Below are 24,336 nucleotides of genomic sequence, written 5' to 3' on the forward strand. Positions count from 1 at the left end.
GTTGCGTCTGGATCAGAACGACTTGGAGACGCTGCTCAGCCAGGGGGTTTCGCCCGGTCCGCCCTGCATGCGCGGGGTGTTGTTGCTGGTGATCACGCGCTCCAGCTTCAACGCCCAGCCGGCACGGCTCCAGCACAGCCCCACCTGTCCGTATTGATAGCGGCCGGCTTCGCTGGCGCCGTAGGCCATTGCCGGAAATCGCGACGACCCCGCGCCCAGCACCAGGCTGACATCGTGACGCAGCGGCACATTGGCGGTGACGTCGACCGCCACATTCCACGGCGACTGGTCGGCGCGCGGGAAGTTGAAGACCGAGACCGAAAAGGTGAGCACATCGCGGTAGGACCAGGCCAGGCTGCCTTCCTGACGGTCGAAGGTGCGCGTGGCCTGGTTGGTCGGGTAGCCGTAATACAGTGCGCTGGCCTGCATCTGCCAGCGATCGCCCAGCATCCAGGCGCGCCCGATCTGGGCGGTGACCGCCACCGGGTCGCTCAATGACGGCGACTGCAGCGCGCCGGACACCGAGACCGACCACCCGGGCGAGGGCAGCCAATAGCCGGCCATCTGCAGGGTGGCCTTGTCCGGCGCGATCGAGATGCCGCGGTCGATCAGGCTGGAGGAGGCCGAAACAGCGCCGCCGACATCGTCAGCCAGGGCGTGGCTACACGGCCCAAGCGTGAGCGCCAGAGCGAGCCATAGGCCGTGGCTGCGGACGCAGTGGCAGGCGGGCCACGGGTGGCCTGCGTTTCGAAAGAACGTCGAAACGCCGCGGTGCAGGCGGGCAGGCGGGGTCAGCATGGCCCATAGCTGCCCGCTGCCATGCTCAAATGGGCATAGCAGGGCGGGCGATCGGCGCTGGCGATGAAGGCGTGCGGCAACGGTAGGTGTCTACGGTGAACGGTGGGCGATACTGCCCGGTCGGGCCAGGTGCAGCCGCGTCGGCAACAGCGGTTCCGTTCGTATACGCGAACAAATCACTGCCGACAACGCAGCTGGCCCAGGGCAGTCAGGCGCCGTGCACCGCGCCTGACCGTACGCTGCCGGTCATGCCCAGCCTCATTTGAGGCTGTTGAGATAGACGATGAGTGCGTCCAACTCCTTGGGATCATCCAGGCCTTCGTACTTCATCTTGGTGCCGGGCAGCGCCTTGGACGAAGACTGCGACAGGTAGGTCTTCAGTTGTGCCGGCGTCCACTGCCACTTGCTGTTCTTGAGCGCGTCGGAGTAGTTGCTGTAGTCCGGCAGGCTAGCCGCCTGGCGGTTGCCAATGCCGAACATGGACGGGCCTTTCTTGTTCTTGCCTTGCGTTGCGCTGTGGCATTCGGCGCATTCGGCCATGAAGGTGTCCTTGCCCGCACCGTCGGCGGCACGCGCCGGCGGTGCCAGGGTGGCGCCGGCCAATAGCAGGCCGGCGAGCGGGGCGCACAACAGGGTCTTGTGGAATGGATGCATGGGGGTCCGTCGGAATACGTGCAGCGATGGGGATCAGAACGCCAGGTTCACCGACAGCGAGAAGCTGTCCAGATCGCGCGGGTTGGTGATCGGGGGGCCACGGAACACGTTGGAGGTGCTGCCGTTGAACTTGTCGAAGCGGAACCAGCCGGCCGACACGCGCAGGTTGGCGTTGGTGGTGTAAGTGCCTTCGCGGCCGAACGGGCTCCAATACACCAGGATCAGATTGCTGGTGGTGTCGGGAATGCCGACCGGCGAATAGCGCGCCGCATCGAAGGAGCCGGTGTTGATCATGTGCGCGGCCAGCACGCCGTAGGTCTGCTTGAACGCGTAGTTCATGCTGAGGGTCTGGTCACGCACGCTGCCGCGATCCAGCGGGCCCATGCTTGGGTCCGAGGACACCAGCGGGCTGCCGTACTTGCGGCGCTCGTAGATGTTGACGTAGGCCAGCGACATGGTGTGTTCGCGGGTGCCGAGGAACTGATAGGTCAGGTCGTAACCCAGGTCGGTGAGGTCGTCGCTGGGCCCGTTGCGCGGCCGCTGGCGGCGCGTGTTCAACGCGGTCATGCCGATCGAGAAGAACTGCCGCTTCATGTCCTTCATGTAGGCCACGCGTGCGTAGCTGGTGTCGCTGAGCCTGCCGGGGTCGCCGTTGATCGGCCAGCCCAGGCGGTCCTGCGTGTCGGTGGAAAGCGCCTTGTAGGTGCCCACTTCGCCGTACCAGTTGCGGTCGTACAGCCCGTAAACGCTGGCGCCGATCACGCGGTTGGACAGTGCGGAGGAGCTGAGCATCGTGGAGGCGCCGCCATTGGAGGCCGGTGTCAGCGTCGAGGCATTCGGCAGCACGTGGATCGGGTCGGAAATGCCTGGGTTGTTATTGACGCTGACGCCGAGCATCGCGTCCTTGCCCGCCATCTGGAACGGCTTGCTGACAAAGCGCAGATCTACATCGTCCAGGCGCGTGTCGAAGGTGGCGTTGCCGCTGTTGTTGGAGCGGATCTTCGAATAACCGCCGATATTGTCGTTGACCCGGCCGGCCAGATACAGATCGGCCTGGGTGAGACGCGCGGTGCTGTCGCCGCGGCTGGGATTGGTGCGGGCCCAGGTGAGCTGGCCGGAGGCCGGGATCTTGGTGCCGTTGCCGTCGGTGTCGGTGAAGCCGCCCAGCTTGAAGCGCATGCCGTAGGGCGTGAGCGAGGGACCGTAGGAGCCGATGTGGCAGTCTGCGCACGACGAACCGGTTTGCCGCGCGAACGAGGGAATGGCCTGGGCCTGGGTGCTGGCAAGCAGCAGCAACGGGCCGGACACGCACAACATGGAGGTCAGCGACGCCGTGCGTGCGGCATGGGTGCGGCGGGGAGCGGGCAGTGTGGAAGGCATGGGAAGTCCTTGTTCGGCGGTGCGGGAGCGGGCGAGGGCGGGCAGCAGGAAGCGGGTCATCGGTGATGTTTGCCGGGCAGCACGCGATGCAGCAGGCCATCGCGCAACACCAGGTGGTGCACGAGTGCGGCAACGATATGCACCGTGACTAATGCGAGCAGTGCCCAGGCCGCATTCAAGTGCCAGGTGCCGAGGGTGTCGGCCAGGTCCTCATCCGCAGCGACCAGGTTTGGCAGCGTTATCCCGAACAGATAGACCGTTTTGCCGTAAGCGTTGCTCAGCGACCAGCCGATCAGCGGCAGCGCAAGCATCAGCGCGTACATCGCCACATGCGTGCCACCGGCAGCCAGGCGCATGATCAGCGGCGAGGGCGGGCCGGGCGGCAAGGCGCGCAAGCGCAGACGCAGGCTGACGCGTAAGACGAAGAGCAGCAGCACCATCAGGCCGAAGTGGCGGTGGCCTTCCAGCAACCACTGCCGCAGGGCGCGGCCCTCCAGTTCGGCGCGCAGCAGGATCAGGCTGGCGGCCATCACCAGGCACAGCACCGTCAGCCAGTGCAGGACACGCATGGAGCGGGGCAGGGGAACCACGCGCGGCGCGGTGGTCGCCGACGGCGGCGGCAGTGCGTCGGCGCCGTTACTGGCGGACATGTCAGGGGCATGCCGGGGGGCATTCATCGGGTTGGGGTCCTCTTCGGAGGTGGTCGTTGGATCCGGTAATGCGATGCGTCGCCGGGCCTGCGCTCCCCACGCCGGCCATGACAGCCAGGTGAACGTGCACGGATATGTGCGGCGATGCCGACGAAAGGTTGCATCGCCGTGAAATCGCACCGCCGGTGCGTCGTGCATGGGCGTGTGCGCAATGAGATGGGCGTGCCTGTCTGGCGTGTGCGTATGGCTTGACGGGCCGCAACCTTTCGCACATCCGGACGCACTCAGGCATGTCGCACTACGTGCAGTCAGCGGTTACGCCCCCGGAACATGGCCATCGAACGCATCCAGTTGCATACGCACGGCGACGACCGCGGGCTGCTCATTTCATTGGAGCAGCAGCGCAACGTCCCGTTCGAGATCCGTCGCGTGTACTACATCTTCGGTACGCGCCAGGGCGTGCATCGCGGCCAGCATGCGCACCGCCAGCTCAACCAATTGGCAGTTGCCCTGCATGGGTCGGTGACGCTGCTGCTGGATGAAGGCCAGGGCCAGGGCCCGGAAGAAGTGGTGCTGGACGACCCGTCGCAGGGCGTACTGCTCGGGCGCATGGTGTGGCGCGACCTGCACCAGTTCAGCGAGGACTGCGTGTTGATGGTGCTGGCCGACCAGTACTACGACCCGGGCGACTACATCCTGGACTACGACGAATTCCTCACCGAAGCCCGCGGCGTCAGCCGGCTGGAGGCATGAGCATGCGCAAGCCGTTGGTCATCATCGGGGCGGGCGAGTTTGCGCAGATCGCTGGCCGCATTGGTCGTAGTCGCAGTGCACGTCGTTGCGAGCGCGTCATTGGGCCTGCGTTCGTGAATTTGAGTGCGTGCCTGTCTGAGCAGACATGCGTTGGAACATTCAGTCAATGACGCTCCCTGAAATTCCCTTTCTGGATTTGCGTGCCGTCAACGCGCGTTACGCGGATGCGCTCAAGGCCGCCGCTGCGCGGGTGATCGATTCGGGCTGGTATGTGCTTGGCCAGGAGTTGGCGGCGTTCGAAGAGGAGTTCGCCAGCTACTGCGGCGTGCAGCAGGCGGTGGGGGTGGGGAACGGGCTGGACGCGTTGTCGCTGATCCTGCGCGCTTACCGCGAATTGGGCGTGTTGCGCGAGGGCGATGAGGTGATCGTGCCGGCCAATACGTTCATTGCGACGTTCCTGGCGATCAGCCACAACCATCTGGTGCTGGTGCCGGTGGAGCCGGATCCGCAGACCTTCAACGTGGACCCGTGCAGGGTGGAGCGCGCCATCGGGCCGCGCACACGCGCCATTCTGGCCGTGCATCTGTACGGACAGCTTGCCGACATGCCGGCACTGCAGACGTTGGCGCACCGCTATGGCTTGCTGCTCATCGAAGACGCCGCGCAAGCGCATGGCGCAAGCCGCGACGGTGTGCGTGCGGGCGCGTTCGGCGATGCGGCGGCGTTCAGTTTTTTTCCCACCAAGAACCTTGGTGCGCTGGGCGACGGCGGTGCGGTAGTGACCTCCGACCCGCGCCTGGCCGAGCGCGTGCGCGCGCTGCGCAACTATGGCTCGGAGGTGAAATACCAGCATCTGTTCCAGGGGGTCAATTCGCGCCTGGATGAGCTGCAGGCGGCCTTCTTGCGGGTCAAGTTGGGCTATCTGGATGAGGAGGCTGCACAGCGCCGCGCAGTGGCCCAGCGTTACCTGCAAGAGATCGATCACCCCTGGATCACGTTGCCCCCGGTGGCGCATGCCGAGCAGCATGTCTGGCATCTGTTCGTGGTGCGTAGCCAGCGCCGCGATGCCTTGCAAAGCCATCTGCAGCACCTCGGTATCCAGACCCAGATCCATTACCCGGTGCCGCCGCATCTGCAGCCGGCCTATGCCATGCTGGGCGATACCTGCCTGCCGATCAGCGAGCAGCTGCATCGCGAAGTGCTGAGCCTGCCGATGAGCCCGGCGCTGGACGACGCGGCAGTCAGCCGCGTCATCACCGCCTGCCAAGTGTTCGGTAGCGCACCGTGAATCTGGTGCGCAGCAGCGCCTATACCGGCGTTGCGACGCTGGCCAAGCTGCTGGCGGCGCTGGTGGTGATCAAGTTGGTGGCGGTGTTTGCCGGGCCGCAGGGAGTTGGCCGGCTGGGGCAGTTCCTGGCCCTGATGTCGGTGCTGGCGGTGCTGGCCGGTGGCGGCATCAGTACCGGCATCGTCAAGTATGTGGCGCAGTACCGCAGCGATGCACTTGCACTGCAACGACTATTGAGCGCAGCACTCGGCTACGCCTGTAGTGCGGCGTGCGTGATGGCAGTGCTGGCGCTGGTCTTCAGCGACGTGCTCGCCGAACGGTTGTTGGGCGATGCGCAGGCGCGTTGGCTGATCTGTGTGCTGGCGGTGGCGCAGATCGGCATCGCGCTGGTCAACTACATCCTGGCGATCATCAATGGCTTCATGGACGTACGCCGGCTCGCCATCGTGCAGGTGAGCGGGGCGGTGCTGAGTGTTGCCCTGGTCGCCTGGCTGGGCAGCGGGTGGCAGTTGCAAGGCGCCTTGCTGGCGTTGGTGCTGGGCCAGGTGCTGTGGTTGATCGCCGCCGTGCCGGCCTTGCTGCGCAGCCCGTATTTCCAGCGCGAGATGCTGCGCATGCGGCTGGATGCGCAGATGACCCGCCAGCTTGCGGCGTTTTCGGTGATGACCCTCACCGCCACGTTGGTGCCGCAGCTGGTGGGCATGCTGGTGCGCGATCATCTGGCGCTGCAGTTTGGCTGGCAGCAGGTTGGCTACTGGCAGGCGGTGAGCCGGGTCTCCGATGCCTACCTGTTGTTCTTTACCACCGCGATCAACGTCTATTACCTGCCCAAGCTGGCCTCGCTGCAGGACCGGCAGGCACTGCGCCGCGAGCTGCGGACCGCCTATCGTTACGTGATGCCCGCGGTGGTGGCGATGGCCGCGTGCGTCTACCTGTTGCGTGACTGGGTGACCTGGCTACTGTTCGATGCCCGCTTCGCCGCGGCCGCTCCGTTGTATGGCCCGCAGCTGCTCGGCGATGTGATCAAGATCGCCGCGTTCGTGCTGTCCTACGTGATGCTGGCCAAGGCGATGACGCGGCTGTTCGTGGTGGCCGAATGCGTGTTTGCCGCCAGCTATCTGGGGCTGGTGTACCTGTGCACTGCACAGTTCGGCCTGATCGGCGCCATGTATGCATTTGTCGTCAACTACGTGCTGTATCTGCTGTTCAACATCGTGGTGGTGCGCCGTTATCTGAGGGCGACGGCATGAGCGTGCTGGAACGCCCGAGCGGACGTGCGCGCTGGCCGCTGGTGTCGGTGCTGATTCCCGCGTTCAACCATGCGCGTTTTGTGCAGCGCTGTCTGGACAGCGTGCTGGAGGACCCGTACCCGTCCAAGGAGATCGTCATCATCGATGATGGCTCCAGCGATGACACCGGCGAGCAGATCGCCACATGGGTCGCGCTGCACGGCCATCGCGTGCCGGTGCAGTTCGTCCAGCGCAGCAACCGCGGTGTGGCGGCCACGCTCAACGAGCTGGCATTGCGCGCGCGCGGGGAGTATCTGCGCATTTGTGCGAGTGACGACTATCTTCTTCCTGGCGGACTGCACGTTCAGGTTGACTACCTGGTACGCCATAGGAATAAAGCGGCGGTCATCGGCGATGCGATCGTGATCGATGGTGATGGCGCGACCTTGCATGCAAGTGCGATGTCCGGACTCCATGGAGTGAGTCGCGGCCCTTACGCAAGCGATGACGGGATTCGCCGCGAGATCATTTGTAGGTGGGCCGTAAGCGGCGCCGTATTGCTGCTGCGCAGGAGTACGTTCGCGGCAGGTCTCCGGTGGAACGAAAGCCTTCGGATTGAGGATTGGGACTTTTATCTCAGGCTTGTATCGAAAGATCTGCTTGCGTTCATTGATGTTCCGGTGTGTGCGTATCGGCTCCATGGAGCGAATGCAAGCAAGACGCGTGATCCTGGAAAGAGGCTAAGCAACCTGACCGAATTCCTGGAGGTCGCTTCTGCGTCCCGTCATATTTTTGGTCGCAGGGACCAGCGATTCATACTCGCTCAATCCAGCTTGATCTCATCCAAAATACATTTCATCGAGAAGAGATACCTGCAGGCATCGGGATTTCTTGTGCTGTATCTGACGAGAAGTGTCTTGGCGAAAGCAGGGTGGGACAGGATGGTCAGCTCATAACATGAAGGGCAATCTCATCAGATGGCCATCGATGTTTCTATGGCCGCCAATGCTGGCAAGTTGTGGCATCACCTATTGGATCTACGAGCTGCCGTCCGGCTATCTCGCAGGATTGTGGATTCTGGGTTTTGCTGCCTCGTTGACTCTGTTGATGGACGCATTGCTCGGCACCCGCTTGCCAAGCGTGCAGCAGTTCCGCCTGCAGCGGTATGCCGGCACGCGCGAATCATTCCTGGTGATGGCGCTGGCCGCCGGGGTGGCGGTGTTCTGCCTGCTGGACGTGGCGTTGTTTCCGATTCCACTGTTCAGTGACCCGTCTTCGTATGCCACCTTGAGTCCGCTGCGGGCACATGTGCGGCACATCTCCAACATGTGCTGGATCCTGCCGCCGATTGCGCTGCTGTGCGTGCGCCACCGCGGGTTGCGCACCGCGATGGTACTGGTGGGGTTTGTATTTCCGATCGTGGTGATCGACCGCAATCGCATCTTTGCCGGGCTGTTCTCGTTCGTGGTGGTGCTGTTGCTGCGCCGCGACCCGGCGCGGCAGCTGCCCTGGAAGCGCATCGCCTTGCTGGCGATGGCGGGTGGCGCGGTGTTCTCGGTGCTCGGCGCGCTGCGTTCGGGTTCGCTGGCCACCGTGGCGCTGCCCTTCAGCGCGTTCTACCGCGCCATGCCGCAAGGCGTGCAATGGCTGCTGCTGTACATCAGCGCGGGCCCGTACAACTTCGGCGCGATCCTGGCCAAGGGCTACGTCAATGCCAGCTTTCTGATCAACCAGCTGATGCCGCTGGGCGGCTCCATCGCCACCGCCGACACCAGCATTCCGCTGGATGCGCCCAATATCAACGTGGGCACCGAGTTTTTCCCGTTCCTGATGGCCTGGGGCGCACCCGGCGCGGTGATCGCACTGCTGGCGCTGTATGCCGCCTTGCTGTGGAGCGTGCGCCGCCTCAATGCGTCGCTGTCGATCTTCCACGTGCTGATCTTTTTGCGGATCGCCTACGCCTGCCTGATGTCGCCGTTTGCCCCGCAGGCATTCACCTGGACCAACTTTGCCTTCATCGGCCTGTGCCTGGGCTTGCACGCCTGCACGCTGCTGTTGCCGAACCGCCGCGTCCTGCCGGTTGCCTCCGCGTAGCCGCCCCCGTTTGTTTTCGATTTCCGAGCCAAGCCTGATGAAAGATGAAGACGAGATCTACCTGATCGACCTGTGGCGCATCCTGCTACGCGAATGGCGCTGGGCGCTCGCCGCGCTGCTGGTAGTGCTGGCAATCACGTTCGCCTTTACCCGCGTGGCCAAGCCGCAGTGGGAGGCCACGGCCTGGATCCAGGTCGGCGAGATCGGGCCGACCCCGGCCGGGCGCGATCCCAAGGTGGAGCCGTTCCAGCGGGTGATCGACCGCATGAAGACGCGGCTGTTCCAGGACGCGGTGCTGACGCACGCCGGCGTGCCGCTGAAGAGCCGTGCCGCGCAGCTGTATCGCGGCAGTCTCAAACCCGACCCGGACCCGTATGCCAACCTGATCGGCATCACCATCCGCGCCGAATCCGTAGCGCAGGCGCGCACGCTCGCAATGGCCACCGTGGCGCAGCTGCAGGCACTGCATGGCCAGACCAACACCGCGGCGTTAGCGCTCGCGAAGACGCGCCTGCGCGGCCTGGACGAGGACCTGCGCGTGGCCACGGCCAGTCGCGCGCAGCTGCAGCAGCAGCTGGGCAACCGGCAGGCTAATGGCCAAGCCACGCCTGCGCAGGTGCTGGCCGGCGTCCTGCTTACCGACAGCAACACCACCATCCGCGCCTTGAAGGGCGAGCGTGACGATCTGGTCGCACGGCTCACCGAGCGCTACACCTACCAGACCTCGCTGGCGTGGCCGCTGTATGTACCGGACCACCAGGCGTTTCCTAACGCGATCATGGCCTGGGCCGCCGGCATTCTCGGCGGCGGCGCGCTTGGTGTGCTGGCCGCGGTGTTGCGCAATGCCGTGCGCCGCCGCGCTCGTAGGCAGGCACCGCACGCGACGGTGTGAGCGCTACCCCGCGCATGCGTTCCGCCCAGATCGGCCGCACCCACGCAGTGCCGCAACCAAAGTGGCGGCAGCCGGCACTCACGGTTCAATCAAGCGATGCCGCGAGTGCGGCGCCGCGTCTGGAGAGTGTCGTGACAACAGCAGGACCGGTGGGAGAGCGCGCGCATGTCGGCAACCAATGAGCCACTGACGCGGCGTGGCCGCGGTGTGGATGCGTCGCAGTTGCTGGAAACCCAGCGTGCCTTCGACAGCGTGGCCGCCGACTACGATGGGCCGCGCGGCAACAACGCGCTGATCCAGCGCATGCGCACCACGCTATGGGACACCGTGGCCACCGAACTGCCCGTGGGCTCTCGGCTGGTGGACCTGGGCTGCGGCACCGGGCTGGATGCAGGCGAGTTCGCCAGCCGTGGTTACAGCGTGCTGGCCACCGACTGGTCGCCGGCCATGGTGGCGCGCACCCGTGAGCGTGCTGCCCGACAAGGCCTTGAGGAGCGCCTCACTGCCGCGCATGTCGGCATCCAGCAGCTGGAGCGGCTGGAAGGCGAGTTCGATGGCATGTATTCCAACTTCGGCCCGCTTAACTGCGCGCCGGACCTGCCGGCCGTCGCTGCCGAGTGCGCGCGCCTGCTGCGCCCGGATGGCTGCCTGGTGTTTTCGGTGATCGGGCGGATCTGCCCGTGGGAAGTCGGCCACTACGCACTGCGCGGCCGCTTCAAGCGCGCGGCGGTGCGTGCGGCGCAGGGTGCGACCGCAGTGGGCATGAACGGCCACACCATCTGGACCTGGTACCACCTGCCGCGCGAGTTCTACCGCGCTTTCAGCCAGCACTTCGTGCTCGATCGTTACCAGGCACTGAGCCTGTTCCTGCCGCCGCCGTATCTGGTGGACTTCTATGAGCGCCATCCGCGCCTGTCCGCGCGCCTGGGGCAGTTGGACGATCGCATGGGCGGCTGGCCGTTGCTGCGCGACATGGGCGATCACTTCCTGATCGTGATGCGCAAGCGCTGAGTGGAGACCGCGATGGCCATGGCCGATGTGTGCCTGCACGGCGCGCGCGCGATCACCCTGGCCGGGCCGTCGCGCGCGCCGGTGACCCTGCGTGCCGGCCACTTCGGTGGCACGCTGGGCACCGGCACGCTGCGGCTGGATCTGCAGGGGCATGTGCTGGCGCCGGGCCTGATCAACGCGCATGAGCATCTGCAGATCAATGCCGTGCCGCCGCTGCCGCAGAGCGCACCGTTCGCCAACAGCTATGCGTGGATCGACGCCTTTCAGGCGCATTTCCAGCGTCGCGACGTGGCCGCTGCGCTGCAGGTGCCCAAGGACATACGCTTGCGCCAGGGTGGGCTGAAGAATCTGCTCGCCGGGGTTACCTGCGTGGCCCAGCACGATCCCTGGCACGCCGCACTGGATGCGGCGGATTTCCCGGTGGCGCTCCTGCGTGCATTCGGCTGGAGCTATGCGTTGGGCGGGCCGGCTTATGGTCCTCCGGTACAGGAGAGTTTCGCCGCGACCCCGGCAGAGCAGCCCTGGATCATCCATCTGGCCGAAGGCACCGACGCGGTTGCACGCGCGGAGTTGGACGCCTTGGACCGTCTCGGTTGCCTGGCCGGCAACAGCGTGTTGATCCATGGCGTGGGGCTGGGCGAGCAGGATATCGACCGCATCATCGCCTGCGGTGCGGCCGTGGTGTGGTGCCCGTCGAGCAATCTGGCGCTGCTCGGCCAGACACTGGACCCCTGGCGCCTGTGCATGGCCGGTCGGCTGGCGCTTGGCAGCGACGCGCGCGTCAGTGGCGGGCGCGACCTGCTCGACGATCTGCGCCTGGCCACCGACAGCGGACTGGCCCCGGACCTGCTGCTGGGCCTGGCCACGCATCAAGCTGCGCGCATCCTGCGCCTGCCGGCGCGCGGCAGCCTGGCACCGGGCGCGGTGGCCGACCTTGTGATCGTACGCGACCGCGGCGGTGAGCCTGCGGCGAGTGTGGTGGGTTGCAGCCGAAGCCAGCTGCGCGCGGTGATCCGCGACGGCAAACCGCGGATTGCCGACCCCGATTTCGCCCACTGGTTCGACGCAGCAGGCATCGCAACCGTGCCGGTGTTGCTGGATGGCTGCCCCAAATTGCTGGACGCCACGTTGGCCGATCCGCAGGTGCTGGCACTTGAACCCGGCGTGCAACTGCTGTCGCCGCACACGCATGCCGCAACGCGCGTGGCATTTGGATCCGCGCAATGAACAGTGCAATGAGCAGTGTGCCCACTCTGGAACCGGCCGCAGCGTATGCGTTGTGGGCGCAGGCGTATCCGCCGCACGCGCACAACCCGGTGATGCTCGCCGAGCAGCGCGCCATGCTGGCGCTGTTGCCCACCGACCTGCGCAGCCAGCATGTGCTCGATGCCGGATGTGGCAGCGGGCGCTACATGCTGCAGGCGCTGCAACGCGGCGCTGCGCAGGTCACTGGCGTAGACCTCTCGCCGGAAATGCTGCAACGCGCCGCGCACGAACTGGCGCAACGCTGGCCCACCACGTGCTTCTCCCTGCAGCAGGGCAGCCTGGAACAGTTGCCGGTGGCCGATGCCATGGCCGACATCACCGTGTGCGGCCTGGTGGTCGGGCATCTGCCACGGCTGTGGACGGCGCTGGAGCAACTGCGGCGCGTCACCCGCATCGGCGGCAGCGTGCTGTGCAGCGACGTGCATCCGATCGGCCATGCGCTGGGCTGGCGACGCGACTTCAAGGCCGACGGCCAGCACTACGCCATCCGCCATACCCAACATCTCTACAGCCATTGGCATTCGGCATGCGCGGCGCTGGATCTGGCGATCGAGGCGGTGGCCGAGCCAATGCTCGATCCTGCCGACATCCCGCCCGGCGCGCGCTTCGACACCGCCGCGCTGCAAGTGCCGGTGGCGCTGGTGCTACGCCTGCGACGGCTCGCGTGAGCGGCATGGTGAGCGATGTGAAGGCGGCAGTTTGGCGCCACGCGGTGCAACGGATCGCGCAGAACGCGGGCAGTCGTGCCTACATCGCGCGCGCCGCACGTCCCCTGTGCTCCGGGGACTGACGGTGCACGTGGCCCATCTCAATCTGCTGCCCGCGCCAAGCGGCTGGGACGCTGCGCAGGTATTCGCGCAGTGGCCATCGCTGGCCGACATTGCCGAAGCAGTCGCCAGCACCGGCACCCAGGTGACGGTAGTGCAGGTGTCTGCGCACACCGAGCAGCTGACGCGGCAGGGCGTGGCGTATCACTTTCTCGAACCTGGCAAGCGCGGCAGCGCCGCACGTGCGCGGCGGCTGGCTGATCTGTTGCAGCAGCTCGACGTTGCGGTGATCCATGTGCACGGGCTGGAATTTGCCGGCGATGCGCGGCGCCTTGCACGGTTGTTGCCGCAGGTGCCGATCGTGCTGCAGGACCATGCCAATCGGCCGCCGCGCTGGTGGCGCAAGCCGGTGTGGCGCGCGCGCTACGCAGCGGCGGCCGGCATCGCGTTCACCTCGCTGGCGCTGGCGCACCCCTTCGTCCGTGCCAGGCTGTTTGGGCCGCGCACGCAGCTGTTTGCGATCCCCGAGTCGAGTAGCCGCTTCACGCCGGGCGACCGCATCCAGGCGCGTGCGGTCACCGGCCTGGCCGGCGACCCATGCGTGCTGTGGGTTGGTCATTTGAGCGAGGGCAAGGACCCGCTGTGCGTGCTGGATGCCGTGGCTATGGCGGCAGCGCGTCTGCCTGACCTGCGGCTGTGGTGCGCCTTCCATGAGACGCCGCTGCTGGAGGCGGTGCGCCAGCGCATCCACGACGACCCACGGCTTGCATCACGCGTGCACTTGCTAGGGAAGGTCACGCATGCGCAAATTCAGCAGCTGCAGCGGGCGGCGGATGTGTTCGTCTCCGCCAGCCATGCGGAGAGTTGCGGCTATGCCGCGCTGGAAGCCTATGCCTGCGGAACGCTGCCGCTGCTGAGCGACATTCCCGCCTTCCGCGCGCTCAGCGACAACGCGTCCATGGGCGCGCTGTTTCCGGTGGGGGATGCCGCGCGCCTGTCCGATCTTCTGGTGGCGCACGCACGCCAGCGCCCCGGCCGGGCGCGGGTGCGTGCGTATTTTGATGCGCGGTTGTCGTTTGCCGCAGTGGGCCGGCAATGGCGCGACGCCTACACACAGGTGCTGCGCACGGCAGCGGGGCAACGGCAATGAAACTGGCAGTAGTGGTGCCCGGTGGCGTGGACCGCAGCGGCGAAGTGCGTGTGATTCCGGTGTTTCTGACCTTGATCGACTGGCTGGCGCGCAACCACGAGGTGCATGTGTTCGTGCTGCACCAGGAGCCGGAGCCGGCGACCTGGATGCTGCGCGGCGCCACCGTGCACAACATCGGCCAACACCGCACCCGCCTGCGTGCGATCGCCGCGATCCGCGAGGAGCATCGGCGCGCGCCATTCGACGTGGTGCAGGCCCTGTTTTCCGGCTATTGCAGTCTGATTGCGGTGGTGGCGGCCAAGCTGCTGCGGCGGCCCAGCGTGGTGCATATCGCCGGCGGCGAGTTGGTGGCGCTGCACGGCATCGGCTACGGCGGCCGCCGGCGTTGGCGCGGGCGCCTGCGCGAGGCGGTGATCCTGCGCCTGGCAGACCGTGTCACCGCAGCCAGCCTGCCCATCATTGCTTCGTTGCATGCGCTGGGTGTGACGGCGCAGCGTGTGCCGCTGGGCGTGGACCTGCGCGCCTGGCCACCGGCGCCGCCCCGTGCACGCAGCGGCGGTGTGGCGCGGCTGCTGCACGTGGCCAGCCTCAACCCGGTCAAGGATCAGACCACCTTGCTGCGCGCCCTGGCTGCCCTCAAGCGTGCCGGCGTGGCATTCATGGTGGACATCGTCGGTGTCGACACGCTCGACGGCAGGATCCACGCATTGGCCGAACAGCTGGATCTCAGCGCGCAGGTGCGCTTTGTGGGCTTCAAGACGCAGCGCGAATTGCGCCCGATCATGCAGTCCGCCGATCTGCTGCTGATGTCCTCGCTGCACGAAGCCGGGCCGATGGTGTTACTGGAAGCCGCGCTGGTGGGCGTGCCCACGGTGGGTACGGCGGTGGGTCATCTGGCCGAGTGGGCGCCCAGTGCCGCACTGGCGGTACCACCGGGCGATTGGGCCGGCCTGGCCGAAGCGATCCGCCAGGTGCTGGCCGATGACGAACTGCGCCTGCGGCTCGCCTGGGCCGCGCAATGCCGCGCCACCCGCGAAGATGCCGGGCTGACCACCCGGCTGTTCGAAACCCTGTACCGCGAACTCTGCGCGCAGCGACCGCTGCGCTGATCAACTGCAGGTTGGCCTCAGGCCGGCTGCAGATACCCATCCAGCGCCGCGCGCACCACGTACAGCATGTCGGTGCGTGGCACCGGGCGGGTGAGGCGCGTCATCAGCCGCCGCGTCTGCGACTGGCGCACCCACGGCTGGTCTTGCAGCCACAACTGCGTGCGCAGCATGTCGGCGCGCTCCTTGCGGCTCTCTGCCGACGGCGCGATGCGCTGGTGCAGGTACTGGCGTGCCTCGCCCAGCGAGCGTGACCATTCGATGCCGGGCAACGCCGGCAGCCATAAGTTGGAGCAGGACGCGGTCGTCAAGGTCAGGCGCGCGGCGCGCATCCGCAACAACGGCGCACACTGCGCGCGCAGGCGCGCCAGCACCGCGGCCGGCACCACATCGCCGTAGTAGCGCTGCAGCAGCAGCAGCGGCGGCAACGCCCACCACGGCGGCGCAGCGCTGTCTTCCCACAGCACCTCCCAATCGCGCGGGCCCATGCGTGTGACCAGCAATGCCAGGTCGTGCAGGTGCATCAGGCGGATGCTGCGGTGGCAGATACCGCCGGCGGCGTGCAGCAGCAAATGGCACATCAACGCGCCAATCGACGGATAGGCGTTCAGACCGGGCTGCGGACGCTCCGGCAGTACACGCGCGGTGATGTCCACACACGCCACCGGCAAGCGTTCCTGGATGCGCGTGTGCAGCTCGATGCTGATCGGTGCATCGCGGTGCTCGCCCAGCCCGGCCACGGCCTCGCCGTGCACCGGCTTGAACACCTGGTGCTTCCATTGGTCGAACGAGGCCACATAGCCCAGCGCACACAGCAGCTCGGCCGCACGCGGCGCGTCCTCAGCCTCTACCAATAGATCGATGTCGGCCATGGGCCGGTCGCCGGGCAGATACACGCCCAGCCGATGCAGGGCAGTGCCCTTGAGTCCAGTCACTGCAATGCCGGCGCTTCTTGCGGCGGCATCGATCTGGGTCAACAGCAAGGCGATACGGCGATGGCGATGCGCCACGTGCGCACGCTGTTCATCCAGGAAGCGTGTCCATTCGGCTGTCTGCCACAGTGATTTGCGTTGCAGCAGCGGCGAAACGCCATGTGCGGCGGCAGCGGCGGCTGCCAGCTGCCATTGCAGGCGATCCCACCGTGGCGGCGCCTCGCTGGGCTGCGCAAGCTCCCGGGCGAGCTGTTCGGTGGCCGTGCGCAGGCCATGTTTGATCGTGCGAAGCGAAGGCTGCATCGAGGCAATCCGGAAGAGAGGTAACAACGGTGGTGCAGGGCCGTGGCGCGTTTCAGCCGACCAGCACGCTGGCCAGCTGGCGCACTGGTCGCGCCGCCGCTATCAACGGTTCGGCGCGATGTGCGTGCTCGGAGGCGATCAAGCTGTCCCAGCGCTGCTCCAGCGCTTGCCACGCCTGCGCATAGGCCACATCGCCCATCGTGGTGCGCGCCTGCTGCAAATCCACCTCGGTGTGCAGCAGATTGCGCACGCTGCGGTAGAACTCCGAGTCGTAGGCGCCGCGGAACATCATTGCCAGGTCGTCGCTGTCCTGCCAATGCGTCTTGCCACCCAGCTGATTTTTCACTTCCTCGTAGAACTTGGTGCCGGGCAGCGGATACGACACGCTGACACCGATGAGATCCGGTGCGGCCTCGCGCACCAAGGCGCGGGTGGCCAGGATGTCGGCGAGTTCTTCGCCCAGATAGCCCAGCTGGATGAAGAAGCCCACGCGGATGCCGCGTGCACCCAGACGGCGGCGTGCGGCGATGACATCAGCCACCTGCGTGCCCTTGGTCATCTTGTCCAGGATGCGCTGGCTCCCGCTCTCCGCGCCCAGCCACGCCTCGGCGCAACCGGCACGTGCCAGGGCGGTGGCCATGCGGTCGCTGGCAAGATCGGCGCGCGTCTGGATCATGAAGGGGATCGCACCATCGGCATCGCTGAGCTGCTCGGCGAAGGTTTCCACCCAGTCGATATGGAAGCCGAAGATGTCATCGGCCATCCAGATGTGATCGGGCCCAAATGTGCGCTTGAGATGGATCATCTCTGCGGCCACGTCTTCGGCGCTGCGGCGCTTGTAGTGGTTGCCCCAGATCGGCTTGGCGCACCAGTTGCAGCGGAACGGGCAGCCGCGCGAGGCAGCCATGTTGAGGCTGAAATAGCCGTGGCGTTGTTGCCAGAAGGTGCGATAACGCGGGATGTCCACCAGATCCCACGCTGGCAAGCCGCCCAGCCGCGCATCCGGCGGCTGCGCGCCCACGTGTTCGCGAGCGGCGGCCGGATGTGCGGTGGCGATGCGTGCCACACCGTCCAGCCAGGTGTCGGGGGCGCACTGCGGGTTCGCGTCCAACCGCGTCACCAGTTCCAGCAACGGCGCGATACCTTCGCCGATCAACACCGCATCGGCACCGGCGGCCAGAAACACATCCGGGTTGTCGGAGGCATCGGAACCGGCCACCAGCACGCGGCAGCCCTGTGCACGCGCGGCGGCGATCATCGTGCACGCCGCCTCGCGCATGCGGCTCAGGCACATCTTGGTGAGGAAGTTGAAGTTATCTTCGTAGAACACCACCAGGTCCGGCTGCGCTGCCTGCAGCGCGCCGGGGTAGTCCTGCACGTCGTCGGCAAGCATGGCGTCGAACAAACTCAAACGATGGCCGTGCTCGCGCAGCAACGCGGCCACCTGCAACGTGGCAAGCGGTGGATAGGGTTTGCCGCGTTCCCATTGTTTGGGGTCGTAACGCAGGAAGTACGAATGGCTGACCTGGATCTTTAGCATCTGCGCAAGGTTCTCGTTCTGTCGCCAGGTGGGCGCAGCAGCGGCGCGCGCAAGACACCGGCATTCGGCTCGGCAGTAGGTGCGCATGCAAGCCACTTTGGTTGTGCCGATGCACGAGCCGCGCGCTGCGCGCCGTTCATGCGCGCGGCTAGCAATGCACGCAACCTTTCAGCGGCCGAGCCGCACACACCTGCTGAACTTGTGCACGGATGAAACGGCATGCCGCAGTCGGCCGCAGTGGCGGAATTGGCGCCAATCAGCGCGTTGCGGGCGGAGTGCGCGCATGCTGTGACGCCGGCCCCGCTGGATCCGTTTGGCGAGCTACGGCCACGCCGGCATGGCGTGCGCAAGCAGGTGCTTGGCGCGTCGTTCCACTTCGAAAGCGACAGCCCGGCCCTGCTTGCGCTGGTTGAGGCCGCGTACGCCGGGCTGCCTGCGCATCGCTTCGATGGCGCCCCGCAGTTCCATATCACCCTTGATGTGGTGGCGCGTGCGCCGCGCGCGCCGGTGGCCGAGCCGCCGCCGGTTCGCACGCATGCCGCTGCCGGTCTGCTGTGCGGGGTGATGGACGAATGCAACTACCTGATGGTGTCGGTCGCCGAGCGGCGCGCCATGGTGGTGGTGTCGGACGACATGCTGATGCATGCCTATCACCTGCGCTACGAGTTGATCGAATTCGCGGTGTTCCTGTTGGCAGCGCGTGGCATGTCGCTGGTGCCGCTGCACGGCGCCTGCGTTGGCTGGCAGGGACATGGTGCGCTCTTGCTCGGGGCCAGTGGCGCCGGCAAGTCGACCCTGGCCTTGCACAGCCTGTTGCGTGGGCTGCAATTTTTGGCCGAAGACGGCGTCTTTGTGGAGCCGCACCATCTGGTTGCAACCGGCGTGGCCAACTTCCTGCATCTGCGGCCGGCATCGCTGGGCCTGCTGGATGCATCCACCCGCGCCTGGATCAGTGCGGCGCCCACCATCCGGCGGCGCAGCGGGGTGGAAAAGTTCGAGGTCGATCTGCGCGATAGCCGCGCGGTGCTCGCGCCGGCACCGCTGCCGTTGGCGGCGGTGGTGTTGCTGAGCGATGTGCCGGCCACCGATCCGGCCCACCTGCTGACGCCGATGGCGCACGAGGAGATCGCTGCATGCCTGGCGGCGGATCAGCCATATGCGGCCGGCCAGCCCGGCTGGTCGCATTTCATCGCGCAGGTGCAGCAGCGTGGCGTGTACCGCATGCAACGCGGCGCGCATCCGGATGCCGCAGTGGATGCGCTGCTGCAGCTGCTGCACCGTGCCGCACCCTTACTGCCGGGCGCGTGAGCGCATGGCGCAACACGTGAACCCATGACGAGCGCTGAAATGGACGCCGCCACATCGCGTGCATCGGTCCGCGTGGTGGTGCGCAACTTTGCCGCCACGCTGGTGCGTGCCGATCGCAGCCGCATTGCGCTCTACGTGCTGCTGTCGCTCGCCGCCGCTTTGGCGGGCAGCGCGGTGGCCGTGTGCCTGGTGCCGCTGGTGCAGCCCGGCCAGGGCCTGCGCGTGGCCGGGCAGGTACTGGTCCTGCCCGGCGGCCTGCCATTGCAGGCAAGCCTGTTCGTCCTGGTGAGCCTGCTGTTTGCCGTGTTGCGCTGGCAGAGCGCGCGGTTGGCGGCCCGCTTGACCAGCCGCTATGCCATCGGCCTGCGCCAGCGCGTGCATGCCTCCTTGCTCGAGGCGCCATTGCCGGCCTTGGCCGATGCCAGCTCGGCGGAAATCGCCAACGTGCTGACCTACAACATCGAGATCGCCACGCAGGGGTTCAGTGCGGTGCTGCAGTTGCTGGTGGCCGGCATCACCGCAGTGGTGAGTGTGTGTCTGGCGCTGTTGATCGTGCCGGGCCTGGCTGCCGCCGCGCCGGTATTGCTGGTGCTGGCCTGGTGCGGGCTGCGGGCTTCGGGCAGTGCGCAGCAGGCCCGTATCAGTCGCGACTACGTGGCCGACATGACCCGGCTGTTCTGGCTGAGCGAGGACTTCCCGCGGCGGCTGCGCCACGTGCGCTCGTTCCAGCGCGAGGATGTTGAAGCCGGCCACTACACGCGCATTTCCGATCGCCTGGGGCAGGGCTACGCGCAGCAGCAGGCATTGGTGGCCAACAGCCGCCTGCTGCTGGAGCTCACCGCAGTGGCCGCCATCGCCGGCATTCTGGTGGTGGCCAACCTGTGGCAGGGCGCCGATCGCGCCGCGTTGATCACCGTCAGCCTGTTGCTGGGCCGCCTGCTGCCGTATCTGGTGTCCACCCGGCAAAGCGTGCAGCAGTTGCGTTCGGCGTGGCCGGCCTTGCAACTGTGGCGCCGCTATGTGGCGCTTGCCGCCCCGCGCAGTGAATCCACACGTGCTGATGCTTCGACATTGCCGGCGCCGCTGCAGATTGATCGCGTCACGCTGCTGCAGCCACTGTCCGCGCTGCAGATTCCCCCCCTGGCGCTGGTGCCCGGGCAGATCACCCTGGTGGTGGGGCCATCGGGCATCGGCAAGAGCAGCCTGATGGATGTGCTGTCGGGCCAGACCGCGCCGTTGCACCTGCAGGCACGCATGGCGGGCCGCATGCTGGGGTTTCCCGAGTACCGCGCACTGATCCGCCACAGCGCCTATGTGGGGCAGGGCGTACGGCCATGGCAGCGATGCGTGCGCGATTGCCTGAAGTGGGCGCTGCCCGGCGCGTTGGAGGCAGACATGTGGGCGGCGCTTGCCGATGTCGGCCTGGGTGCGCGGCTGCAGCGCGATCCGCTCGGGCTGGATGCGCCGATCAATGGCAGCGATGGCCGGCTCTCCGGCGGTGAACTGCAACGGCTGTTGCTGGCACAAGTGTTGTTGCGCGCCCCAGCGCTGGCCTTGCTGGACGAAGCGACCAGCGCACTGGATGCGCAGTCTGAGCAACAGGTGCTGTGCATGTTGCGCCAGCGGTTACCGCAGACCGCGCTGGTGGTGGTCTCGCATCGCACCAGCCTGGCCAGCATCGCCGACCACACGGTGCCCCTGGGTGCTGCGGCGACCACGCCCGCGGAAGCCGTGCCGTAGCGCAGCGGCCCGCATCAACCGTCAACGCACGACGCTCGCGCGACGCCGCACGGCTTTGCGCTACAGGCGCTACGCGGCAATCAGCCCGCGATGTCTTCCAAAGCACGATTGCGCGTGCGTGGGCCGAACGCAGCAATCACGCTGGCCACGATCGTCATGCTGATCACGATGAAGGCCAGCACGCCGTGGCTGCCGGTCTGCGCCAGCAGCCAACCGATCAACACGCTGCTGCCGGCCGTAGACAACCGGCTGAAGGAATAGCAAAAACCCACCGCACGTGCGCGCAGTGCCGTGGGGAACAGTTCGGCCTGGTACCCGTGGTAGGCAAAGCTCATCCACGCATTGCAGAAGGCAATCATTGCCCCGCAGGCAATCATGCCCAGCGGCGCGTGCTGTAGCGCGAACAGCACGCCAAATGCCACTGCACCCAGAGCCGATGCACTGATCTGCCATTTGTTTTCCCAGCGATGCGCAACACGCAGCAGCAACAGTGGCGCCAGTGGGTAAGCGAGTGAAATCGCAAAGGCATACGCCAGGCTCTTGGTCACCCCGGCGCCTTGCGCGTTGATGAGCGCAGGCAGCCAGTTGCCGAAACCGAAGAAGCCGATGGCCTGGAAGATCTGGAACACCACCAGCATGCCGATACGCCCGCGGTAGGGCGGCCGCCACAATGCGGATAGACGGCTGTCGGGTGCGGCGACCCATTGCACCGGTTCCGGCGGCGGCAACGCCCGGCCAAGATCGCGGCTGCAGGCAGCTTCGAGCTGGGCCATCACCGCTTCGGCCTCGGCATGCCGCCCTTGCGCCGCCAGCCAGCGTGCGGACTCCGGCAGCCGGCTGCGCAGCCACCAGATCGCCAGCGCAAACACACCGCTCAGCAACACCACCCAGCGCCAGCCGCTGACACCCAGCGGCGCGTGCGGCACCAGCAGCCAGGCGCTCAGCGCCACGCTGGGCACCGCCAGGAACTGCAGGAAAAACGCGAACGCAAATGCGGCCCCGCGCATGTGACGCGGTACCAGTTCGGACAGGTAGGTATCGATGGTCACCAGTTCGATGCCCAGCCCGATCCCCACCACAAAGCGCAGCACGATCACTGCCGTGGCAGTGCTCTGCAGGCCCATGGCCACCGTGGCGGCGGTGTACCAGACCAACGCCACGGTGAACACCAGGCGGCGACCGAAGCGATCGGCAAAGGGGCTGAGCAGGGCGGCCCCGACGAACAGACCAAGAAAGGTCGCCGCGGCAAACGCGGCTTGATCGGACATGCCGAAGGCGCCGTCATTGCCGCTGGCAAAGATGCCGTCGCGAATGAGCCCCGGGCTGATATAGGCGGTCTGGAACAGGTCGTACAACTCGAAGAAACCGCCCAGCGCCAGCAGCCCGACCAGCCGCCACAGCGTGGCGCTGGCGGGCAGGCGGTCGATGCGCGCGGCGATCTGCGCACTGCTCGCCGTCGCGGCAGCGGAGGTGGAAGAAGACGTCATTGCAGGCGCCAAGTGGCAGGGCGCCTGAGCATAGCCAAGCCAGCTGCGGCATTGCGCAGTGCGGCTTCGCTACCTGCGCTGCATGTTCGCAAGGGGGTGTGTGCCCGCCTGACATGCCCGCTGGCGGAGGGCTGCAGCGCGGCTTTGCGTGATTTCACCACTGCGAAATGCACGCGCGATGCCGTGCCCCACATGCGCACGTATGCGTCGCGGCTGCCGTTCGCTGGCCATCAATCCGCTCAAGCAAGCCCGACCACTCCCGCGACACAGTACGCTTCGCTGCGGTCTGCCTGACCGCCACAGACGCGCCCACCGGTGTTCACCTGCTGGGACGCTGTAATCCCCCAGCCAGCCCTTGTACCGCTGGCAATGCGCGCAGCGCAGCCCCATCTCTGTCCCATCATTCTTCCCGGAGTCATCCAATGACGCCCATTTCCGTGCTGGACCTGGCACCGGTCTGCGAAGGCAGCGACACCACCCACGCCTTCGCCAACATGCTCGATCTCGCGCAGCACGCCGAACGCTGGGGCTACCAGCGCTACTGGCTTGCCGAGCACCACAACATGCCGGGCATCGCCAGCGCTGCTACCGCGGTGTTGATCGGCCATGTCGCCGGTGGCACCAGGACCATCCGCGTGGGCGCTGGCGGCATCATGTTGCCCAACCACGCCCCGCTGCAGGTGGCCGAGCAGTTCGGCACGCTGGCCTCGCTGTATCCGCAGCGGATCGACCTGGGCCTGGGCCGCGCGCCCGGCACTGACCAGCCCACCGCCCGCGCCCTGCGCCGGTACTTCGACAATGCCGACCAATTCCCGCAGGACGTGGCCGAACTGCTGCGCTATTTCGCGCCGGCCGTGCCGGGCCAGTTGGTGCAGGCCGTGCCCGGTGCGGGCCTGGACGTGCCGGTGTGGCTGCTCGGCTCCAGCCTGTTCAGTGCGCGGCTGGCCGCGGCGATGGGGCTGTCGTTTGCCTTTGCCTCGCACTTCGCACCCGATGCAATGGATGAAGCAGTGGCAATTTACCGCCGCGAGTTCCGTCCCTCCGCGCAGCTGTCCAAGCCGTACGTGATGCTGGCGCTGAACGTAGTGGCTGCCGAAACGCACGCGCAGGCACGCAAGTTGTTCACCACCCAGCAGCAGAGCTTCGTCAACCTGCGTCGCGGCCGGCCGGGCAAGATTCCGCCGCCGGTGGACGACATCGAAACGTTCTGGCAGCCGCATGAAAAAGCCGGCGTGGAGCGTGCATTGGCCTGCACCGTGCTCGGCGATGCAGATCAGGTGGCGCAGGGCGTTGCCACCTTCATCGAACGGCACGCACCGGACGAGTTGTTGTTCACCGCCAATATCTACGAGCACGCCGCGCGTCTGCGCTCGTTCGAGATCGCTGCGGCGGCCTGCCGCGAGCTGGACGTGACCACGGCGTGATTCACGTTGCTTTGCGCACCGATCCGCTCAGATGCAGCCACATCTATTGGGAGTGACTGCATGCAGATCCAGGAACGTGGCGAGAGCATCAAGCAACTGGCGGAATTGATCCGCGGGGTGAACGTGGCAATGTTCACCACCGTGTCGGCCGACGGCCGGCTGGTCAGCCGGCCGCTCGGCACGCAGGAAGTGGAGTTCGATGGCGACCTGTGGTTTGCCACCGCCGCCGACAGCCCGAAGGTGGCCGAAATCGCCGCCGATCCGCGCGTCAATGTCGCCTATGCCTCGGCATCGAAGAACAGCTACGTCTCGGTGGCCGGCACTGCGCGGGTGATCGATGACCGCGTCAAGATCGAGCAACTGTGGTCGCCGGCAATGAAGGTGTTCTTCCCCGGCGGAAAGGACGACCCGAACCTGCGCCTGATCCACGTGCGCGCCGAATCGGCCGAGTATTGGGACGGCCCCGGCGGGCTGCTCGGCAAGGCGCTGTACTTCGTGATGACTGCAGTGACCGACGATCCGGGCAGCCTGTCGGACAACCGCGTCGTGGACCTCAAGTAAAGC

At 66.6% G+C, this 24,336-nt stretch carries 22 protein-coding genes; 15 read left to right on the plus strand and 7 right to left on the minus strand.

Annotation, left to right across the window (positions count from 1 at the left end):
• Positions 1-12: 12 nt before the first annotated feature.
• From ACD584_RS07625 to ACD584_RS07640, 4 genes are all read right to left on the minus strand, one after another.
• A complete protein-coding gene (locus tag ACD584_RS07625) occupies positions 13-798 on the minus strand; it encodes a hypothetical protein (protein WP_076035932.1) in 786 nt (261 codons plus the stop codon).
• 258 nt (positions 799-1,056) lie between these two features.
• Positions 1,057-1,452, minus strand: coding sequence for a c-type cytochrome (locus ACD584_RS07630; RefSeq protein WP_012438587.1), 396 nt, complete (start codon positions 1,450-1,452; stop codon positions 1,057-1,059).
• Positions 1,453-1,485: 33 nt separating this feature from the next.
• Positions 1,486-2,832 carry a cytochrome c gene (locus ACD584_RS07635; RefSeq protein WP_011036845.1) on the minus strand — a complete coding sequence of 449 codons (1,347 nt, stop codon included), beginning with the start codon at positions 2,830-2,832 and terminating at the stop codon, positions 1,486-1,488.
• Between the two features lie 56 nt (positions 2,833-2,888).
• Positions 2,889-3,482, minus strand: a complete 594-nt coding sequence (locus tag ACD584_RS07640) for a cytochrome b (protein WP_042598873.1) — start codon at positions 3,480-3,482, stop codon at positions 2,889-2,891.
• Between the two features lie 330 nt (positions 3,483-3,812).
• Between ACD584_RS07640 and ACD584_RS07645 the strand changes: the two genes are divergently transcribed.
• The 11 genes from ACD584_RS07645 (at position 3,813) to ACD584_RS07695 (ending at position 15,041) form a co-directional block, all read left to right on the plus strand.
• Positions 3,813-4,235 (plus strand): FdtA/QdtA family cupin domain-containing protein, encoded by a 423-nt coding sequence (locus ACD584_RS07645; protein ID WP_011036847.1) that lies wholly within the window; start codon positions 3,813-3,815, stop codon positions 4,233-4,235.
• A 145-nt stretch (positions 4,236-4,380) separates the two neighbouring features.
• Positions 4,381-5,523, plus strand: a complete 1,143-nt coding sequence (locus ACD584_RS07650; RefSeq protein WP_011036848.1) for a DegT/DnrJ/EryC1/StrS aminotransferase family protein — start codon at positions 4,381-4,383, stop codon at positions 5,521-5,523.
• Positions 5,520-6,773, plus strand: a complete 1,254-nt coding sequence (locus tag ACD584_RS07655) for an O-antigen translocase (protein WP_076035931.1) — start codon at positions 5,520-5,522, stop codon at positions 6,771-6,773. The genes ACD584_RS07650 and ACD584_RS07655 overlap by 4 nt, the downstream gene beginning before the upstream one ends.
• Positions 6,770-7,708, plus strand: a complete 939-nt coding sequence (locus tag ACD584_RS07660) for a glycosyltransferase (protein WP_076035930.1) — start codon at positions 6,770-6,772, stop codon at positions 7,706-7,708. Before ACD584_RS07655 ends, ACD584_RS07660 begins: the two co-directional genes overlap by 4 nt.
• 1 nt (position 7,709) lies before the next feature.
• Positions 7,710-8,846, plus strand: a complete 1,137-nt coding sequence (locus ACD584_RS07665; protein ID WP_175611498.1) for a hypothetical protein — start codon at positions 7,710-7,712, stop codon at positions 8,844-8,846.
• A 37-nt stretch (positions 8,847-8,883) separates the two neighbouring features.
• Positions 8,884-9,738, plus strand: a complete 855-nt coding sequence (locus ACD584_RS07670; protein ID WP_175611497.1) for a Wzz/FepE/Etk N-terminal domain-containing protein — start codon at positions 8,884-8,886, stop codon at positions 9,736-9,738.
• A 165-nt stretch (positions 9,739-9,903) separates the two neighbouring features.
• Entirely contained in the window at positions 9,904-10,749 is an 846-nt protein-coding gene (locus ACD584_RS07675) for a class I SAM-dependent methyltransferase (protein ID WP_014507456.1), read from the plus strand.
• A gap of 12 nt (positions 10,750-10,761) precedes the next feature.
• Positions 10,762-11,976, plus strand: coding sequence for an amidohydrolase family protein (locus tag ACD584_RS07680; RefSeq protein ID WP_070694571.1), 1,215 nt, complete (start codon positions 10,762-10,764; stop codon positions 11,974-11,976).
• An 8-nt stretch (positions 11,977-11,984) separates the two neighbouring features.
• Complete coding sequence (locus tag ACD584_RS07685) at positions 11,985-12,683, plus strand: class I SAM-dependent methyltransferase (protein WP_014507458.1); 699 nt, start codon at positions 11,985-11,987, stop codon at positions 12,681-12,683.
• A gap of 118 nt (positions 12,684-12,801) precedes the next feature.
• Complete coding sequence (locus ACD584_RS07690; protein ID WP_175611796.1) at positions 12,802-13,932, plus strand: glycosyltransferase family 4 protein; 1,131 nt, start codon at positions 12,802-12,804, stop codon at positions 13,930-13,932.
• Positions 13,929-15,041, plus strand: coding sequence for a glycosyltransferase family 4 protein (locus ACD584_RS07695; RefSeq protein ID WP_162277161.1), 1,113 nt, complete (start codon positions 13,929-13,931; stop codon positions 15,039-15,041). Before ACD584_RS07690 ends, ACD584_RS07695 begins: the two co-directional genes overlap by 4 nt.
• 17 nt (positions 15,042-15,058) lie before the next feature.
• Here ACD584_RS07695 and ACD584_RS07700 read toward each other — a convergent pair whose 3' ends face one another.
• Positions 15,059-16,273 (minus strand): nucleotidyltransferase family protein, encoded by a 1,215-nt coding sequence (locus tag ACD584_RS07700; protein WP_175611496.1) that lies wholly within the window; start codon positions 16,271-16,273, stop codon positions 15,059-15,061.
• A 52-nt stretch (positions 16,274-16,325) separates the two neighbouring features.
• A complete protein-coding gene (locus ACD584_RS07705) occupies positions 16,326-17,813 on the minus strand; it encodes a radical SAM protein (RefSeq protein ID WP_228437998.1) in 1,488 nt (495 codons plus the stop codon).
• A gap of 219 nt (positions 17,814-18,032) precedes the next feature.
• On the opposite strand from ACD584_RS07705, the gene ACD584_RS07710 reads away from it, so the two are divergent.
• A complete protein-coding gene (locus ACD584_RS07710; protein WP_076035921.1) occupies positions 18,033-19,121 on the plus strand; it encodes an HPr kinase/phosphatase C-terminal domain-containing protein in 1,089 nt (362 codons plus the stop codon).
• Between the two features lie 39 nt (positions 19,122-19,160).
• Positions 19,161-20,861, plus strand: a complete 1,701-nt coding sequence (locus tag ACD584_RS07715) for an ABC transporter ATP-binding protein (protein WP_070693345.1) — start codon at positions 19,161-19,163, stop codon at positions 20,859-20,861.
• Positions 20,862-20,941: 80 nt separating this feature from the next.
• On the opposite strand, the gene ACD584_RS07720 is transcribed toward ACD584_RS07715, so the two are convergent.
• Positions 20,942-22,348 (minus strand): MFS transporter, encoded by a 1,407-nt coding sequence (locus ACD584_RS07720; protein WP_076035920.1) that lies wholly within the window; start codon positions 22,346-22,348, stop codon positions 20,942-20,944.
• A gap of 422 nt (positions 22,349-22,770) precedes the next feature.
• Between ACD584_RS07720 and ACD584_RS07725 the strand changes: the two genes are divergently transcribed.
• Both ACD584_RS07725 and ACD584_RS07730 read left to right on the plus strand, forming a co-directional pair.
• Positions 22,771-23,772, plus strand: a complete 1,002-nt coding sequence (locus ACD584_RS07725; RefSeq protein WP_076035919.1) for an LLM class flavin-dependent oxidoreductase — start codon at positions 22,771-22,773, stop codon at positions 23,770-23,772.
• Between the two features lie 60 nt (positions 23,773-23,832).
• Entirely contained in the window at positions 23,833-24,333 is a 501-nt protein-coding gene (locus tag ACD584_RS07730; protein ID WP_070693339.1) for a pyridoxamine 5'-phosphate oxidase family protein, read from the plus strand.
• Positions 24,334-24,336 lie beyond the last annotated feature (3 nt).

The sequence above is a fragment of the Xanthomonas sp. NCPPB 2922 genome, from assembly GCF_041520885.1.
Taxonomy (GTDB): domain Bacteria; phylum Pseudomonadota; class Gammaproteobacteria; order Xanthomonadales; family Xanthomonadaceae; genus Xanthomonas; species Xanthomonas campestris.